The organism is Pseudomonas sp. NFX71, from assembly GCF_048079215.1.
GTDB lineage: Bacteria > Pseudomonadota > Gammaproteobacteria > Pseudomonadales > Pseudomonadaceae > Aquipseudomonas > Aquipseudomonas fluorescens_B.
The window spans coordinates 4,289,656-4,306,183 of sequence record NZ_CP182230.1; the positions used below are offsets into that span (position 1 = coordinate 4,289,656).

The following is a 16,528-nucleotide window of genomic DNA, read 5'->3' on the forward strand; positions in this document are numbered from 1 at the left end:
AATATGGACAATACCCGCGAGCGCTTGATTGACTCAGCGCTGAAGCTGTTTCTGTCACAAGGTATATACATTACGGGTGTGATGGCCATCGCCGCGATGGCGGGTGTTACCAAGATGACGCTCTACAGCCATTTCCCCTCCAAGGATGCGCTGATAGTGGCTTGCCTTGAGGAGCGTGACCGACGCTGGCGTGAAGAGGTGGCGCGCACCTTGGCAGGGCATCCCGACCCGGTCTGTGGCATGCTCGCATTTTTCGATTTGTATCAACGCTTTCTTTTGCAAGATAGCGAGCGCGGGTGCCTGTTCGTCAACAGTGCGGCTGAATTCCCCCAGTTTAGCCACCCTGTGCATTTGGCAGTGAGCAGGCATAAGCAAGGGATACGCGAAAACCTTGCTGCCTTGGCCATGAGCGCCGGTATAAGCGACCCTGACGCAGTTGCTGAGGGGTTGTTTATCTTGCTAGAGGGCAGTTTTGTCAGCGGCGCCTTGGGCCAGGATGTAAGGGTATTTGACACTGCCCGCCACGTAGCTCATTGCTGGATCCGCAAGCAGGCCCAACAGGAGCAGAGCGTATGACGCTGGGCCTATTGGCGGCCATTGCCGCCACTTTTTCCTGGTCACTGCTCTACATCTTTCCGGGGTTGGTCGGCGACTACAGCCTTTTTGATCTGGCTGTGGTGAGCTATGCTTTTGCCGGTTTAGGTAGCCTGCTTGTGCTGTTCGTTTACCGTAGCGAAGTGCGGCAATTGCGGCTGAGCGACTGGGCCTGTGCCGCATTGCTGGGTTTCTTAGGTTACATCGGCTACTTCTTCCTGATCACCACTGCGGTCTTGGCTGCTGGGCCGGTGATTCCTCCGGTAATGATGGGGTCAGTACCGATCGTGCTCGCGATTGCCGGCAACATGCGAAGCTCCAGCGTGCCCTGGCGCGCTATTGCCGGGCCGCTGTTGGTCGCGGCTTTGGGCATAAGTCTGGTCAACCTGAGTGTGTTTGATTTTCGCAGCGCAACGGTGGTGCTCCCGACCGATTCGATACTGCTTGGGCTGCTCGCATCGTTAATCGCAATTGGATTTTGGACTGGTTTTGGATTGTTAAATGAAAGTGCTTTGGCTCAACGCCCAAGCATGTCTCCCATGTTGTGGTCAGCCATGCTGATCTTCATGTGCAGCGTGGAAATGCTGGCTTTCATCCCCGTTGGTCTGTACTTGAACCTGTCCCACTTCGCTAGCTATCCGAGCGGGTTATCAGGTACTCAGGCGCTAATAGTCTGTGGGGTGATTCAGGGGGTAGGGGCCACCCTTGCAGGTGCCTGGGCATGGTCAATTGCAACTCGACGTCTACCTCTGGCGCTCAGTGGGCAATTGATCGCCAGCGGAACCATTTATGCAACTACGATGGGCCTGCTGATCAACCAACGCTGGCCCTCTCCTATGGAAGCGCTTGGGACAGGGTTGCTACTGGTAGGAGTGGTATGGGCAATTCACGCCTTTTATCGCAGGCAAATACGTAACGAGAGTATGGCGGGATAACTAGCCTTAGCCAGAACTAACACCGTGGTACCGATAGGGGCATTTCAGGTGTGACAGATGCGCATACCCGCGCTCTGCCAGTCTTTTTTGCCCTGTAGAGTTGCTGGTCAGCAGCGTCTATCAATTCTTTGAATTCAAGATCGCCGGTTGGTGTCATTGTTGCCACGCCTAGAGAGATCGTTACCACACTATTTACATCAGACGTTGAATGTTCAATACCCAGCGCTCGAACTTTTTTTTGCATTCTTTCTGCGATCTCGACCGCTCCAAAATAATCGGTCTTGGGCAGAACGCAGGCAAACTCTTCGCCACCATACCGAGCGACCAAGTCGTACGGGCGTCTAACGGTTTCAGATAATGTTTGGGCGACGGATTTCAGGCAGACATCTCCGGCCTGATGTCCATATCGGTCGTTGTAGCGTTTAAAAAAATCGACATCCGCCAGGATCAGCGACAGCGGTTTTTGCTCTCGGAGGCACTTGCGCCAATCAGCAGAAATGTCCTCATCAAACTTTCGTCTATTGGCCACTCCCGTCAGGCCATCCACCAGCGCAAAGGAGCGTAGTAGATCGTACTGTAGCTTAAGGGTCAGATGTGTTCGAACCCGTGCCTTAACTATGACTGGATTGATGGGTTTGCTGATGAAATCCACCGCTCCAAGCTCCAACCCAAGAACTACATCTATGTCTTGCTGTTTCGCAGTGATGAATATAATGGGAATGCCTTGAGTCGCAGGGGCAGCCTTGAGTCGGCGACATACTTCATGGCCATCCACATCATCCATGACCACATCCAGCAGAATCAAATCGGGAAGTTGGGCCTGGCATATCGTAATTGCCTGTTCACCGCTGGTGGCCATAAAAACATCACAGTCTTCACGAAATAGCTCGTGCAGCACCCGAATATTACTGAGTTGGTCGTCCACTATCAGGATTTTTGGACGATTTTGGGTATGAGGTAGCCAGGTTTTCATCGTTTTTTCCATCAAGCAGATCTCAACAGGTCACGCCCAATCGGCATCGCAGCGCCAAAGTCTAGCGACTGTACCATGACAACCATTTCGTCGAATTGTGGGCGCAGGGATGGCGGAGTTTTTGACGCCAACCCATTTGCCACCTCTATGGCCTGAAGGTTACCGGTCTCCAGCAAGAGCAAAATCTCTTTAAGGGATTCTTTCCATTGTGTCGTCTCCATTGTTTCATTGGCTGCACTGATTTCAGCCGGAGAATTCTGACCGAACTCGACATTCATTTGCGCAAGGCTCTGTTCCAGAAGCCTGCCAAGTTCGTCAAACCATGCCGGGTCAGCAAAGATGTTTGCAACAGACTCTGCATCTTCGTGTTTTAGTCTGTATTCCCATTTGCCGGCCAGTAGTGACAGCGCGTTTGCTCCCATGGTGCCGCTGCTGCCTTTAATAGTATGGAGCACGAGAGCGGCACCTGACGCATCTTGCCGCAGGATCTGATCATGCAACCGGACAAGTTGTTTTTCCAACTCCGGTCCAAAATTTTTCAGCACGTTGTGGATCAGTTCGAGATTACCGCCAAAGCGGCTGATGATGGATGTACGATGCTCAATGAGTAGGTCTTCAGAGCCGGCTCGTCCTGTTCCTGAAGATGCCCGACTATCCTCGCCTCCTGTTTGATTGAGCAGCGCTGCGACGAGTTGATCGAGGTCTACAGGTTTACGAATATGCTCATTCATCCCAGCAGCGATACAGGCCTCTCGGTCGGTACTGGAGGCATTTGCGGTCATCGCCACAATCGGCAGTGTTGCAAAACGAGGATTGGAGCGAATGCGACGGGTGGCCTCCAAGCCATCAATATCTGGCATCTGTATATCCATCAATATTGCGTCGAAGGGTACATGTTCATTCATCACCTTGCTCACACCCTCCAAGCCGCCATCAGCCAGCGTCACCTGAGCGCCTTCGCTTGTCAGTAATTCATCGGCAATCTGCCGATTAAGCATATTGTCTTCCACCACCAAAAGCCGCAGCCCGAGCAGACGCTTTGCTGTTTCAACACTTGGCCGGGCAGGGGTAGCGTGCAGAACGCCTTTATTGTTGAAGGCTCGCTGAACAGCGTCGGCTAATTGCTTGGGAGTAACAGGCTTGGTGAGAAACCCGGCGAAGGGAGCGTCTCCCTCCAAATAGGCGTCTGCCAGCACTTCTCGGCCGTAACCGGTGATCATAATAATCATCGGTGGCGGCACTTCGTTACTTTGCTGATGGATCAATTGCGCAGCGCTCAGCCCATTCAAACCGGACATCCGCCAGTCCATTAGTACGACATCGTAAGCTTTACCTAGCGCCCGGGCGTTCTTGACCCATTCCACCGCTTGCGCACCTCCATTCGCATGGTCTGCCTTCCACCCCAACGCATGAACCATTCGTAACAGCAGTTCACCCGCTACAGCGTTGTCGTCGACGATCAGTAGCCTCAAGGGGGCATCAACGCCGGGACAGGCAGATCGCAGCAGTGAATTCTGGGTCACATCCAAGGTGATATCGAACCAGAATCGACTTCCAATTCCCTGCTGGCTCTCCACTTGAAGTTTGCCACCCATCAAGCTGACCAATCGCTTGCAGATCACAAGCCCCAAACCTGTGCCGCCAAAGCGCCGGGAAGTTGAAGCTTCTGCTTGAGTGAATCCCTCAAAAATACGCTGAAGTTGCTCCGGGCTGATGCCAATGCCGGTATCAGAAACGGCGATGCGTATGCTCACAGTATTTTCCGTGCGCATCCGCTGTTCAATGCTGACCACGATTTGGCCTTCCAGAGTGAACTTGAGCGCATTACCCGCCAGGTTGATCAGTACCTGTTGCAGTCGTAGGCTATCGCCGATCAGGTCATTGGGTAAATTGGAGTCCAAGTCGAACATGACCTCAACCTGTTTCTGGCCTTGGTTGCCAGCGAGCACTACGGCGAGGTCACGCATAAGCGACTCAAGTTCGAACGGATGAACATCGAGTTGTAACTTACCCGCTTCAATCTTTGAGTAATCGAGGATGTCATTTAGCAAGCCCAGCAACGATTTCGCAGCGGTTTGCGCCTTGATCACATAATCAAGCTGGCGCACGTCCAGCTCTGTGTGCTGCACCAACTGTAACATGCCCAGCACAGCGTTCATGGGTGTGCGTATTTCGTGACTCATGTTGGCAAGGAAGGCAGACTTGGCTGCACTGGCCATATCGGCCTGTTCTTTCGCATAAAGCAAATGCGACTCCAGCTCGCGCTGGGAGGTGATGTCCCGATTGATCCCTGTCACTCGCAATACAGAACCGTTTGGACTTCGTTCGATCTGCGCGCCTGCTTGGATAAAGCGAATCTGGCCATCCGGGACTACAACGCGGAAAACCGTTTCGTATGTATCTGCCCCCTCGACGGCCGCGTTCAATTTGGCGGCCGCCGCCACGACATCTTCGGGATGAACACGAGAATACCAATGCATATAATTCAGGCCGGCATCGCGCAAAGTCAGTGGCTGACCATAAAATTCGAACATGCGGTCATTCCACTGCAAGGCATTGTCCGCCAGTGTCCAAGACCAGATGCCCAGTTCCGCGACTTCAGCTGCCATCAGCAACTGATCATGCACGGCCATCAGTTCGCTGCGTTGTTTCTGGGTCGTTTCCAGGCTAGCAGCCAATACTTTTTCTGCTGCTTTACGTTCGGTGATATTTACCGCGATACCCAAGTAACCGCTCAGTTCTCCATCGTCATCACGCATTGAGGTGACCACCAGCGTGACAGGGAACCGCGAGCCATCTTTGCGTAAATATGTCCACTCCCGGGTTTCTGCACCTTCATGCTCAGGTACATGAGTAAACACATGGAAGCCGTCGATGGTTTGGGAGTACTCCTGGCTAAGTTCCAGGCCACGAGCGTCGATTTCTTCGGGTAGATGAAAGAGCGCCGGAGTGTGTTTGCCCAGTAACTCATTGGCGTCATAACCCAATAAATACTCGGCGCCGTTATTGAATAAAGTAATGACACCTTCAAGGTCTGTTGCAATGATTGAGACTTCCGTCGCCGAACGCAGTACGCTACTCAACAACACATTAAGATGTCGCAATTCGGACGTCCGCTGCGCCACCTGCTCCTCCAGGCTGGAGTTCAGTTCGAGAATCCGGGCCTCTGCTGCTTTTTTCGCCGAGATATCCCTCAGCGCTTTGGAGGCGCCAACGACGCGACCATCCTCGCCATAAATGGGGGAAATGCTGGCGGAGACATCGAACAACCGCCGGTCTTTGTCATAGCGTTGAGTGTCAAAGCTATTGATACGCTCGCCTGTCTTGATGCGATCAAGGATATGAGCTTCCTCCGTGACAAGCTCTGGCGGAACTATCAGATTGGACAGAGTTTGACCCACGGCCTCCTCGGAGCTAAAACCAAAAAGCTGCTCGGCCGCTTTGTTCCAGTTGGTGACGACGCCATCAAGCGTTTTTCCGATAATCGCCTCCGCTGAGCTTTCGACGATGGCGGCCAGCCGTGCCTGTTCAGCCATGATCTGCCGTCGTCTTTTACGACTGACACTCACGACACTTACCAGCGTCGCAAGAAGAAGCGTGAGCAAACTACCTAGAAACAGAACAACCTTTGGTGAAACCTGATGCAGTCCCTTGATGAACAGTGGGTTGGCGTCTAGTTCGATTTGCCATCGCCTCCCGTATACTTCGCGTTCCACCTGATGAGTTATCAGTGTTGCACCGTCGGACGACTCGTTGGTGCTTTCATAAAACAGCTTCTCCTGCCCCGGGACCGTTATATCTCGCAATTTCAGATGCAGCGCCCTGTTCTCTATGCGTAGACCTTGTAGTACCTGTTCGGTCTGCAACACTGCGTAACTCCAGCCAAACGCAGCAGCCTCTCGTTCGGCCGCATTCGCCGGTGTTATAGCGTTTCGAAAAATCGGCATCAATAACAAGAAAGACTGCTGCGGCTTTTCAAGGGCTTGTACCAATGTGATGGGCCCAGTTATCCGCGTCATGCCGCTTTGTATTGAGGATTGAGCAGCCTCACGTCTAGTTGTCTCAGACGCTATGTCCAAGCCAATTGCCGCCTGGTTACCTTCAGTGGGTTCGACATACTGGATGACGTAACGCTCACCTGAATGAGCGTTAAGTTGGCGAATGGAAAAGCCAGCCCCTCCATCGGTGCGAGCGGCCTTGATAAATTCGCTTTCATCACGCGCTGGTACACGTCTGATAAAGCCCAGCGCTCTTGCTCCGGGGAACTCGGAAGCGAGGTCACGCGTTTGTTGATATCGCTTGAATACTTCCCGATTGATACCATGCTCACCTGCTGTCACTACAGCAGCGCGAACGCCGAGCAAACCATATTGGTACAGGTTGAGGCGTGCTAAAACCAGCGCAGCTGCCTCTTCGGTAGCCGCTACGACCGCTTCTTTAGCCTGCTGCTGATTGACGCGATCAAGGGTTAAACTGCCCAGAACGCTTGCTCCCATGCCCAGGGCCAAGGCGATAACGACTCCCCAATTCAATGCAAACAATTTATTTTTATTCACTCGCATTGTCTCCCAGCCTAAGACCTTTAAGCCTTCAAAGTAAATTTTCGAGTTCTGTCGGGATCGCCTGCGACTTAGTTCGTGGGGTTATCATCCGCATTGAGTCCGGAGGCTAAAAATGAAGATATTTGACCAAAAGGAACGGGGTGACCATACAGATATCCCTGCATGATTTGACAGCCTTGCTCCAGAAGCGCGCTAGCCTGCTCTCGGGTTTCTACACCCTCGGCCACCAATTCGAGGCTTAGCGCCTGGCCTAACTTGATGATCGCTTGAATGATTGCCCAATCGCTTTTATCGGTGAGCATGTCTCGTACAAAGCTCTGATCTATTTTCAGGACATCGATTGGAAATCGCTTGAGATAAGCCAAGCTCGAATAACCGGTGCCAAAGTCGTCGATCGAAATGCGAACCCCAAGCGTCTTAAGGCGAAATAGGGTTTCACGGGTGGTATCAATGTCCCGCGCCAGCACCCCTTCGGTAATCTCCAGTTCCAGGTATTTACCTTGCAGTCCAGATTCCATCAGAATGATTTCCACGATGGACAGAAAAGACTCCTCGCGAAATTGAACGACAGAGATATTTACACTTATGTAAATGTCATGCCCCTGTTCCCGAAGTACCCTCGTGTCTTTGCATGCTTGGAGTAGAATGTATTTGCCAATCGGGATAATCAACCCCGTTTCTTCTGCCAGTGGAATGAAATCAACAGGGGATACCTGTGCACCGTCATGATTGCGCCAGCGGATTAGCGCCTCCATTCCAATGATCCGGTTATGCCTTACATCAACCTTGGCCTGATAAAAAACCTCGAAAACACCTTCTTCCAAAGCATTGCGCATGTGGCGTTCAAGCAAGCGCCTCGCACGCATGCTGCTCTGGATATGAGAAGAAAAAAAACAATAGCGATTACGACCTGAAAGCTTCGCCTGGTACATAGCCGCGTCGGCATGCTGGTAAAGCGATTCCATATCGTCACTGTCGTCAGGAAACACACTGATACCAATGCTCCCAGTAATGTCATATCGGTGACCCAGGATTGAAAAAGGACATGAAATTTTAGCGAGCATTCTTTCCGCGAAGTCGCCCACGGCATCGAAACCTACCACCCCTGGTAGGAGGAGGATGAACTCGTCCCCTCCTTGCCGGCTGACGGTATCCTCCAAGCGCAAGGATCGCGACAACCTCGATGCAACCTCTTGCAACACTACGTCGCCTATCGAGTGTCCCACCGAATCATTTATGATCTTGAAATTGTCCAGATCAAGCAGGAGCATCGCCACACGACCTTGTCTGCGATGGGCTTTTTGCAACGCCTGCTCGATACGGTCCTGTAAAAGCGTCCTGTTGGGGAGCCCGGTCAGCGCATCGTGGTTGGCAAGTCTCTTGGCTTCATTGCGCAAGGCGATGTGAGCTTTGATGTGGGCTCTGGCAACCGGTACGTTCAGCGGCTTGTGAATGAAGTCCACGCCGCCACACTCCATAGCCATCAGCTCATTGTCGGTATGTGTATGAGCACTGACAAAAATGACCGCCGCATGAAATAAATCCGGATCAGACTTTAGCAACCGGCAGACTTCGAAGCCGTTCATATCTGGTAGTTCGATATCTAACAAAACAACATCCGGCTTGCGTTTATAAGCAACCTCGATGGCTTCCTGACCACTTCGGGCGATATAAACCTCGGCTAAGTCGCACACTGCGGCACTCAGAGCTTTCAAGTCGGTTATTTGGTCATCGACGATCAGTAGGACCGGTTTGAGGCTATACGTCTTGATGTGCATTCCGTTGCTCCGCATAAATCCGCTGTATGTAACAACTGGCAACCCTGAGTCAGTGTCTTTCTACTCAGCGTTACTCTGCTTGGAAGTCCAGAATACGATCAGGTCAGACCGGCCAAACGCTGAAGTCTTTCAACGTCTGTTTCAGGTTCACCGTTACACATGGCAGCAGCTAAGCGCATCAGTACCTGTTCGCGGCGCACTTGCAGGGAGGGCATTACATAGATCGCACCAATCAGTTCACGTAGGACCATGGGCAGTCCCCAACTCGCCTTCAATCGAACGGCAAAAGGCGCTGAAAAATCACGGACAGCGTGCGAAAGCGTTTCTTCACTCACGCTATTGCCCTGGTTCTCCCATTTCTGAGTTTGGTAAAGCACGCAGAGTTCGCCCATGCGGTGCAACAGGGCGGCAGTTTGCAGCGGAGCAGGATCCAGGCCGCATAGTTGGGCCAAGCGTACGACCCTTTCAGCCAAACGCTCGGCATCATCAAGATGTGCCTGGATGGATGTCATAAGCATGGTGTTAGTCTGAACAGTGGTCTGTCGCAAGGCTTGGCTCATCGCCAAATTCACGCTGGTGAGCCCGCCTAAACGGGAGAGGGCCGCGCTCAGGCTCTTGCATGGCTGGCCCAGCCCTAGATAAACTGTACTGTTGGCTGCTGCGATCAGATGGGCGCACAGCGCCGGGTCGTTATGCCATTCATCGGCTAGTTCTCGTAAATCCAAAATGGCCCCGTCATAACCTAGCTGTAGCTTTTCCTTTACGGACGCGAGCAATGGCAAGTCCAACTCACCTGCGGACAAACCATTTAAATAGGTAATCAGGTCTTCTGGATTGATCGTGTTGGCTCGGGGTGGGGCATCAAACGGAAGGAGCGCATCCAGGCATTGCACGACGCGCTGAACCTGAAATGGTTTGGTGAAAAATGCGCTAATTCTCAGCGGCCTTACTGCAAGTACGCTGTCTCGGTCGGCGCGTCCGGTGATCATAATCAGTGGCATGTTTTTATCTTTGTCGCGGATTCTCTGCAACAGGCCTACGCCCGAACCATCTGGGAGATTCCAGTCAGCCATGACTAACTGATATTCACCCTGCTGCCAAGCAGCTGAAGCACTGGCCACATCAGTAAAGCAATCGACTTGTGCAAGCGAGCGAATGCTCAATACCAGCTGTTTTAAAAGATCTGATATCCAAGGATCATCTTCCAGAATCATCACACGCATTCGGTAGTCCTCACCGGATTTTAATGCTGTTGTATTTCGTCGGTAAAAATATCAGCCAAAGGCAAAAATAGTTTTTTTTGAAGCCATTTGCATCGACCAAGGCAGTGTTTTGCAGTTATAACGCACCATGCCAAACGACCTAAGTTCGAGGTTGACAAGCATGCGGCACTGAGTATCCATATCTGGCATGAACACTCAGTTTTCAACGCGCCTGCGCAGCCGGCAACGCTCTGAGCAATAGCGGACCTCAGCCCAGCAGCGCGACCATTTCTTGCGCCAAGAGAAGGGCCGCCCGCATGCCGCACACGCCTTCGCGGGCAGTTCACTCTTCTTCAAAACGATACCCCGGCGTCTAGTTTTGCGAGCAGTTTCTGGCCGCGATCCCAGAGCGCCTGCTGCTTGGGTGCATTCATGCGGTCGAGGTTTTTGTAGACCATGCCCATGCCCATGCCCATGCCCATGCGCTGATTGCTGCGCAACAGGTCGCGCTCGCTGTCCAGCCCCTTCAATGAGGCCAGGTCAAAAGACAACTGGTCGCCCAAGATCAGGCATAGTCGGTGAGTCTTATTCATTCGACGGAGTCCATCGGAAGGTTATTCACCAAGGCGCAGTCAGCGAGAAAGGAATGCGTAACGACCCAATGGGCTCGTCACGTGAACCGCACATCTCGTCATGAACGCACTGCTGCACAAGCACGCAGGGAAATGGCGGGACAAACTGCAACAAGTCACGCAGGTGATTGATAGAGCGAAGGCGCATAGGCCTCGCTTCGTCGTCCAGCAGCGTAAACTGGCCGTGATCCAGCCCGACTCGCGCCAGATAAAGACCGCCTTCCAGAGACAGCAGCTCCAGCTCTCGTACCTCGCCATTCGCGGCCCGTTCGGTCAACGCTTGCAGATTCAAGGCTCACTCCCTGCCTACCACGGTAGGCGTTCTCCGTTATAAGCAAAGAAATTGCCGCTGTCGGCGGGTGCCAAGCGGTCAATCAGTGATAACAATTCGCGGGCAGCGAGGCTTGCAGGCCTGGCGGCAGAAGCGCCTTTAAAGGGCTGGGACAGGCCCGAAATGACTGTACCTGGATGAAGACTCAGCAAGCGGGTCTGAGGGCGTGTTCGTGCCAGTTCAATCGCAGCCGTTTTAATCAACATGTTCAACGCTGCCTTGGAGGCGCGATAGGCATACCAGCCGCCCAGACGGTTATCGCCAATACTGCCGACCTTGGCGGAGAGCACCGCCATTGCGCCGCGAGCGTCAAGCAAGGGCAAGAAGTGACGCAAAATCAGTGCAGGCCCGAGTGTGTTGACTTGGAATATCGCCTGAAGCGCATCCGCTTCAATAGAGGTGTAACTTTTTTCAGGCTTGGTATCGTCGCGATGGAGCAGACCGGCAGCGTGCAAAATCAACTGATATGGGGCTTCTTCGGCTAATTCGGCGGCTGCGCTGGCGATACTGTCCGGCTTTTCCAGATCCAATCCTGGAGCACTGTTGCGCCCTAGTTCACGAACAACCGAGCATTTTGGATCTGCGTTGAGCGACTCACAAAACGCCGCGCCGAGCGCTCCACTCGCGCCTATTACTAAGGCGCGGTAGCCGTAGCCAAGTGAGTTCATCTCAAAGGAATTGTTCATTTCGCCTCTCCCACACCTTGTGCGATTTCTGGGCTTTAACTGCGTAGCCCAATCAGTTGCAGGAACCGGTGACGCGTAGCGGATGACTCGAGAAAGGCGCCCTGCATGATCGATGAGGCCATCACCGAATTTTGCATCTCCACACCCCGCATCATCATGCACATGAGCTTGGCCTCGATGGTCACAGCCACGCCGGTGGCATCGGTGATTTGTTGAATGGCGTCGGCAATTTGTTTTGTGAGGTTCTCCTGAATCAGCAGACGGCGGGCAAACATATAGACCACTCGTACGACCTTCGACAGGCTCAGTACCCTACTGGTGGGGATGTATGCGACATGAGCTTTGCCGATGGAGGGCAGCATGTGGTGCTCGCTCAATGAATACAGTTCGATATCCCGCACGATGACTATATCGTTAAGCGATTTGAACAGTGCGCCGTTGATGACTTCCTCCAAACTCAGCTTGTAGCCGTTGCACAGGCACTGCATCACTTTGGCTGCGCGCTTGGGCGTGTCCAGAAGTTCTTCACGCTCAGGGTTCTCGCCTACGGCGAAAAGAGTCTCACGGTAATGGTCGGCTATTGATGGGTTCATTTACATTCCTGGCAGCCATGATGCGCTTAATGTGGCGGCAATCCTTCGCAGTAGGAGAGTGACTGCTGCTCTCCCGAAAACAAGTTGTTCACCAGATCAGCTGTTCCCAAGGTCCTTCGTCAGGCTAATAAGAAGTCGAGGCTTTCCAGGTTTGCTTTGATTTCAAAGTGGGCGCTCGTCTGGTGCGGGTTTTGACTCCGGCCACCCGCAACGGTCATCGACACAGCGACGGCGGCCATCAGGGTGAGGAAACCACGCCAGATGTGGACGTATGCGGCAGAACAGGCGGTAACCAAGGGCAAGCAGCGGTCGGAGTGCTCGCCATGTCAACGGCTTGGCCCAAAATCCAAGGCCGGCAGCACGCCAGCTCCACAGGGTGGCGTCCAGGCCTTTAACCCAGCGGCCATCGGCGAAACAGGCATGTAGCGAAGCCTGCATTTGCTCGAATGTGAAACCAAGCACATTGGCGTCGAAGTCAGCATTGTTGATGTCAACAAACAGCAGACGGCTTTCTGCCGCGTGTCGGCGCAGGATCGTGATTTCACGCGCGCACAACGGACATTTGCGGTCAAAGTACAGGGTCAGTGGCCAATGCTCTTTACTGTACATGGCTAATGGTCTTGTATAGGTTTTGTACAAGATAGGCGCAAAAAAGCGACCTGACAATGGCCTAATGGTGGGTTACTCGATCCCAGCGATATGGGCAATGTTGTCCAATCAAAAATACGTGGACACGATCGCCTTTATCGATGGACGCTTTCGGACTATAGGCAGCAAGGGGCAATGACCTAATCCTGCAAACCGACGCATTACGCTAGCCCCAGTGTCGTATCGCCATCAATATTTGGCCCAAGCGAGGCTTTTATGCCTACAGTTTTGAGTGTCGCTCACTGCAAGGAACACCTATGAACATATTGCCTTCAGCCTCTCTGCCAAGGCATGTCAGCCTGTTGGGTTACGGCGGTTTGTTTCCGTTTATTTGTCTGGCGTTGCTGATCCCGTTCTCTCTCGACTATCGGCCGTTGTTTGCGATGGCGCTTGTTAACTATGGCGCAGTCATCCTGAGCTTCGTCGGCGCCTTACACTGGGGCTTCGCGATGACAGTGCAGGACATTAGCGCCGAGCAGAGCAGAGATCGGTTCATCTGGAGTGTCATTCCGGCGCTTGTCGCTTGGATTGCCACGTTACTGCCAATGCCATTGGGCTGCTTGCTCTTGGTCATCGGCTTTGTTGTCCACCTCCGGCAGGACCGGCAGCTGTTGCAGAGCATGAGCTTGCCCGCCTGGTACCTGCCGATGCGATTAAGGCTGACCCTCGTGGCGAGCGTCTGCTTACTGCTTGCCGCGATCGTTGAGGTGCTTCACTCATGAAGCCTCGTGAGCCCGGCTCGTTGCCCGTGCCGGGCGGTCGCTTATCGCGATTGATGCGTTTTGGCAGTTTGGCCTCGGGCATCGCGGGCGGCATGCTAGCCGAAGGCGCTCGGCAGTGGGTTCAGGGCAAACGTCCGGTGCTCAGCGAACTGATGTTGACGTCGGGCAATGTGCATCGGGTGGTCGAGCAACTGTCGCAACTGCGTGGCGCCGCCATGAAGGTTGGGCAGTTGTTATCGATGGATGCAGGTGATTTGATGCCGCGTGAGTTCAGCGAGATCCTTTCTCGTCTGCGTTGCGACGCACATCCGATGCCCATGAGCCAGTTGGTGGCAGTCCTCAACGAAAGCTGGGGAAAGGGCTGGGAAGGGCGCTTCGAGCGGTTTTCCTTCACGCCATTGGCGGCAGCGTCGATCGGCTAGGTGCATGTGGCGAAAGGTAAAGACGGCCAACGCCTAGCGATCAAGGTTCAATACCCAGGCGTGCGCGAAAGTATTTCTAGCGACGTCGATAACGTTGCAACCTTGTTGCGCATGTCCGGGTTGCTTCCTAACGGCATGGACGTCACCCCACTGCTCCAAGAGGCCAAGCGTCAGCTCCAGGATGAAGCCGACTACCTAAAGGAAACTGAGCACTTACGGCGCTTTGAACAACTGTTGGCCGACAGCCCTGACTTTCTGGTTCCACATGCGCATGCCCAGTTCAGCACGACGAATATTTTGGTGATGTCCTACGTTGACGGAGTCGCGGTGGAGTCACTAGAGCACGCGCCCCAGGCAGAGCGCGACCGGATCATCATGTTGCTATTCGGCCTGTTTCTGCGCGAGGTGTTCGAGTTCCAGTGCGTGCAGACCGACCCTAACTTTGCCAACTACCGTTATCAGCAAGACTCCAGCCGGATGGTATTGTTGGACTTCGGCGCCACGCGACTTTATGACCGCAACACTACCGAGGCTTATCGCCGCTTGTTGATTGCAGGCCTGCATGAAGACCGTGCCGCCATCACTAATGCCGCGCTGGAAGTCGGCTACTTTCAGCCTGAAACGCTCCCCAAACACAGAGCGGTACTCACTGATCTCATTACGCAGGCCTGCGAGCCACTGAGGCATCAAGGTGCCTATGACTTTGCGACGTCTGACCTGGTCGTACGCCTGCGTGATACCGGTTGGGAACTAGGTCTCGACCGCGACTTCTGGCACACACCACCGGTTGATGTGCTGTTTCTGCATCGCAAGGTGGCAGGTTTGTACCTGCTGGCCGCGAAGCTGAAGGCGCGGGTGAATGTCCGGAAGCTATTCAAGTCTTACGTGATTTGAGCGTTTTATGGAACAAAATGATCGCCTTAGATATTGATTAGATCCCTAGCCGAGAATAAATGGCCTCATGAGTTGATAGGATCGTCGATAGTCTGGCATTAGCTGACGAGCCAGCGTATGCGTCCACCCAAGTCATCTACCCTCCCCGGAAAAGCCAGGACATCGTGTGCACTCAAATTTAGGTAGGCACCAGTTCTAGCATACTGAGCGGGTATTCCATGCAGCGAACACGCCGTTCGTATTCCACCCCTTCAAAGCCCAGGTTCAAGAGTGTGTCCAGCCCGGCGTTTCAATCACCAGCGTGGCCCTCAGCCACAGCCTCAACTCCAACCTCGTCCACAAGTAGATTCGGTTGTCATCGCAGAAGAATGCGGCAAGCTTAGCCACTCTCGGAGTACTACGAATCTTTGGTGAGTGTCATTCGACGGCCATAAAGTTGAACGGCTTTTCGGTAACGAATTGGCCCGATGCCTCCCCGGTAAGGATACGGTTCATGTCCACCCCGAGGTCGAGTTTTCGGACATGTGCACCTTCAGTGAAGTCAAGCTTCTTTAAGTCCACCCAGAAGACGTTGGGTGAAGTTGCCGATTCGCCATAGAAGAGCATGCTTTTCTGATCAGCAACCACACGCCAGCGGGTTGTGGAAAGATTCGGTGCTTCAGGAAGGCTTACGCCATAGGGTACCGAAGCGTTGCGGATCACGCTGAATACAGCTGCGTTGGCGATTCGCGGGTCGTCGCTTTGGGTTACCGCGTTGATGTAAAAACCCGCGCGCACGAAGCGGTCTTCGGAGCGGCCACTGCCGGGCAGGAAGTTGAGTGAGTCGACCGCGCTCCAGTATTTCTGGTTGGCGAGTTGGCTGCCATAGGGTGGGTCGTTCGTCACTACTTGGTGTTTGCGGTCATGATGAATGCTCAGCTTTCCGCCGATCCACTCCAGCACAGCGCTGTCGCCGGAGGCATCGGAGAGCGTCAAATGCAACGGCGCGAGGCTGCCGGGTCGGCCGGGTACTTCACCGCTTACCACCTGCACGGGATGGCTGCGCGTATATTCGACCGCCTCTGATACCGTCGCGAACTGATCAAGATAGAACTGTGCCCAGATTGAGAGTGACATGCGAGGCGTCTTCCCGTCGTCCTCGGGAAACTCTGTGGCGTTCAGCCAAAGCAGGCTGGCGTTTAGGCCGGCCTCGTTCATGCCGTCAACCGTCGAAATGTCATAGCCAGACACGGCGAGGCTGCCGAACTTAGATGTCCATTCAAGTGAGCGCGAACCGGAGGCTCCATTGCGCTTCATCCCGCGAGGGAAGACCCAGAAGTTGCTAACCATGGCATCCTTGAAGTCCATACTGCGGCCGGTAATATTCCTCCCATCAGGGCCATGATAAACAGCCCTTGTACAGGCCTGGACTTCGGCGCATAGCAGGGCGGCGGCTGCAATTAAGGTGGTGAGCGTGATTGCGAATTTAGACATGGCGAATACCAATCCTTGGGACGGCTGTGTGAAGCCTTAGCTGATCAAAACTGATAGGTCATTCCGAGTGCCGGGCCGCTGAG

Annotated in this window: 14 protein-coding genes and 1 pseudogene; 4 read left to right on the forward strand and 11 right to left on the reverse strand. The window is 53.6% G+C overall.

Annotated features, from left to right (window positions below; translation table 11 throughout):
- The first annotated feature begins 3 nt into the window (after positions 1-3).
- Both ACM1ZW_RS20015 and ACM1ZW_RS20020 read left to right on the forward strand, forming a co-directional pair.
- Positions 4-576, forward strand: coding sequence for a TetR/AcrR family transcriptional regulator (locus ACM1ZW_RS20015; protein ID WP_416739137.1), 573 nt, complete (start codon positions 4-6; stop codon positions 574-576).
- Complete coding sequence (locus ACM1ZW_RS20020) at positions 573-1,529, forward strand: DMT family transporter (protein ID WP_416739138.1); 957 nt, start codon at positions 573-575, stop codon at positions 1,527-1,529. The genes ACM1ZW_RS20015 and ACM1ZW_RS20020 overlap by 4 nt, the downstream gene beginning before the upstream one ends.
- Positions 1,530-1,545: 16 nt before the next feature.
- Here the strand turns inward: ACM1ZW_RS20020 and ACM1ZW_RS20025 are convergent, their stop codons facing one another.
- From ACM1ZW_RS20025 to ACM1ZW_RS20070, 10 genes are all read right to left on the reverse strand, one after another.
- Positions 1,546-2,502, reverse strand: a complete 957-nt coding sequence (locus ACM1ZW_RS20025) for a diguanylate cyclase (RefSeq protein ID WP_416739139.1) — start codon at positions 2,500-2,502, stop codon at positions 1,546-1,548.
- Between the two features lie 11 nt (positions 2,503-2,513).
- Positions 2,514-7,064 (reverse strand): CHASE domain-containing protein, encoded by a 4,551-nt coding sequence (locus tag ACM1ZW_RS20030; RefSeq protein WP_416739140.1) that lies wholly within the window; start codon positions 7,062-7,064, stop codon positions 2,514-2,516.
- Between the two features lie 68 nt (positions 7,065-7,132).
- A complete protein-coding gene (locus ACM1ZW_RS20035; protein ID WP_416739141.1) occupies positions 7,133-8,842 on the reverse strand; it encodes an EAL domain-containing protein in 1,710 nt (569 codons plus the stop codon).
- A gap of 98 nt (positions 8,843-8,940) precedes the next feature.
- Positions 8,941-10,065, reverse strand: a complete 1,125-nt coding sequence (locus ACM1ZW_RS20040) for an HDOD domain-containing protein (protein ID WP_416739142.1) — start codon at positions 10,063-10,065, stop codon at positions 8,941-8,943.
- Positions 10,066-10,260: 195 nt separating this feature from the next.
- Entirely contained in the window at positions 10,261-10,401 is a 141-nt protein-coding gene (locus tag ACM1ZW_RS20045; RefSeq protein ID WP_416739143.1) for a DUF2256 domain-containing protein, read from the reverse strand.
- Positions 10,398-10,637 (reverse strand): hypothetical protein, encoded by a 240-nt coding sequence (locus tag ACM1ZW_RS20050; RefSeq protein WP_416739144.1) that lies wholly within the window; start codon positions 10,635-10,637, stop codon positions 10,398-10,400. The genes ACM1ZW_RS20045 and ACM1ZW_RS20050 overlap by 4 nt, the downstream gene beginning before the upstream one ends.
- A 25-nt stretch (positions 10,638-10,662) precedes the next feature.
- Complete coding sequence (locus ACM1ZW_RS20055; RefSeq protein WP_416739145.1) at positions 10,663-10,968, reverse strand: DUF6482 family protein; 306 nt, start codon at positions 10,966-10,968, stop codon at positions 10,663-10,665.
- A gap of 14 nt (positions 10,969-10,982) precedes the next feature.
- Positions 10,983-11,693: an SDR family NAD(P)-dependent oxidoreductase gene (locus tag ACM1ZW_RS20060; protein WP_416739146.1), complete on the reverse strand. Its 711-nt coding sequence runs from the start codon at positions 11,691-11,693 to the stop codon at positions 10,983-10,985.
- A 35-nt stretch (positions 11,694-11,728) separates the two neighbouring features.
- The gene (folE, locus tag ACM1ZW_RS20065; RefSeq protein ID WP_416739147.1) at positions 11,729-12,286 is read right to left on the reverse strand and encodes a GTP cyclohydrolase I FolE; all 558 of its coding nucleotides are present in this window, start codon (positions 12,284-12,286) and stop codon (positions 11,729-11,731) included.
- 162 nt (positions 12,287-12,448) lie between these two features.
- Positions 12,449-12,895 (reverse strand): thiol-disulfide oxidoreductase DCC family protein, encoded by a 447-nt coding sequence (locus ACM1ZW_RS20070; RefSeq protein ID WP_416739148.1) that lies wholly within the window; start codon positions 12,893-12,895, stop codon positions 12,449-12,451.
- Between the two features lie 296 nt (positions 12,896-13,191).
- Between ACM1ZW_RS20070 and ACM1ZW_RS20075 the strand changes: the two genes are divergently transcribed.
- Together ACM1ZW_RS20075 and ACM1ZW_RS20080 are read left to right on the forward strand one after the other, a co-directional pair.
- Positions 13,192-13,656, forward strand: coding sequence for a DUF3429 domain-containing protein (locus ACM1ZW_RS20075; RefSeq protein ID WP_416739149.1), 465 nt, complete (start codon positions 13,192-13,194; stop codon positions 13,654-13,656).
- Positions 13,657-13,967: 311 nt separating this feature from the next.
- Positions 13,968-14,972, forward strand: a pseudogene (locus ACM1ZW_RS20080) (ABC1 kinase family protein).
- Between the two features lie 417 nt (positions 14,973-15,389).
- Here ACM1ZW_RS20080 and ACM1ZW_RS20085 read toward each other — a convergent pair.
- Positions 15,390-16,445: a linear amide C-N hydrolase gene (locus ACM1ZW_RS20085; RefSeq protein ID WP_416739150.1), complete on the reverse strand. Its 1,056-nt coding sequence runs from the start codon at positions 16,443-16,445 to the stop codon at positions 15,390-15,392.
- Positions 16,446-16,528: the final 83 nt, after the last annotated feature.

What these genes read in the sequence shown, in the direction of transcription:
- ACM1ZW_RS20015 (WP_416739137.1), top strand. Translation starts at nt 4, where the DNA reads ATGGACAATACCCGCGAGCGCTTGATTGACTCAGCGCTGAAGCTGTTT.
- ACM1ZW_RS20020 (WP_416739138.1), top strand. Translation starts at nt 573, where the DNA reads ATGACGCTGGGCCTATTGGCGGCCATTGCCGCCACTTTTTCCTGGTCA.
- ACM1ZW_RS20025 (WP_416739139.1), bottom strand. Translation starts at nt 2,502, where the DNA reads ATGAAAACCTGGCTACCTCATACCCAAAATCGTCCAAAAATCCTGATA.
- ACM1ZW_RS20030 (WP_416739140.1), bottom strand. Translation starts at nt 7,064, where the DNA reads ATGCGAGTGAATAAAAATAAATTGTTTGCATTGAATTGGGGAGTCGTT.
- ACM1ZW_RS20035 (WP_416739141.1), bottom strand. Translation starts at nt 8,842, where the DNA reads ATGCACATCAAGACGTATAGCCTCAAACCGGTCCTACTGATCGTCGAT.
- ACM1ZW_RS20040 (WP_416739142.1), bottom strand. Translation starts at nt 10,065, where the DNA reads ATGCGTGTGATGATTCTGGAAGATGATCCTTGGATATCAGATCTTTTA.
- ACM1ZW_RS20050 (WP_416739144.1), bottom strand. Translation starts at nt 10,637, where the DNA reads ATGAATAAGACTCACCGACTATGCCTGATCTTGGGCGACCAGTTGTCT.
- ACM1ZW_RS20060 (WP_416739146.1), bottom strand. Translation starts at nt 11,693, where the DNA reads ATGAACAATTCCTTTGAGATGAACTCACTTGGCTACGGCTACCGCGCC.
- folE (WP_416739147.1), bottom strand. Translation starts at nt 12,286, where the DNA reads ATGAACCCATCAATAGCCGACCATTACCGTGAGACTCTTTTCGCCGTA.
- ACM1ZW_RS20070 (WP_416739148.1), bottom strand. Translation starts at nt 12,895, where the DNA reads ATGTACAGTAAAGAGCATTGGCCACTGACCCTGTACTTTGACCGCAAA.
- ACM1ZW_RS20075 (WP_416739149.1), top strand. Translation starts at nt 13,192, where the DNA reads ATGAACATATTGCCTTCAGCCTCTCTGCCAAGGCATGTCAGCCTGTTG.
- ACM1ZW_RS20085 (WP_416739150.1), bottom strand. Translation starts at nt 16,445, where the DNA reads ATGTCTAAATTCGCAATCACGCTCACCACCTTAATTGCAGCCGCCGCC.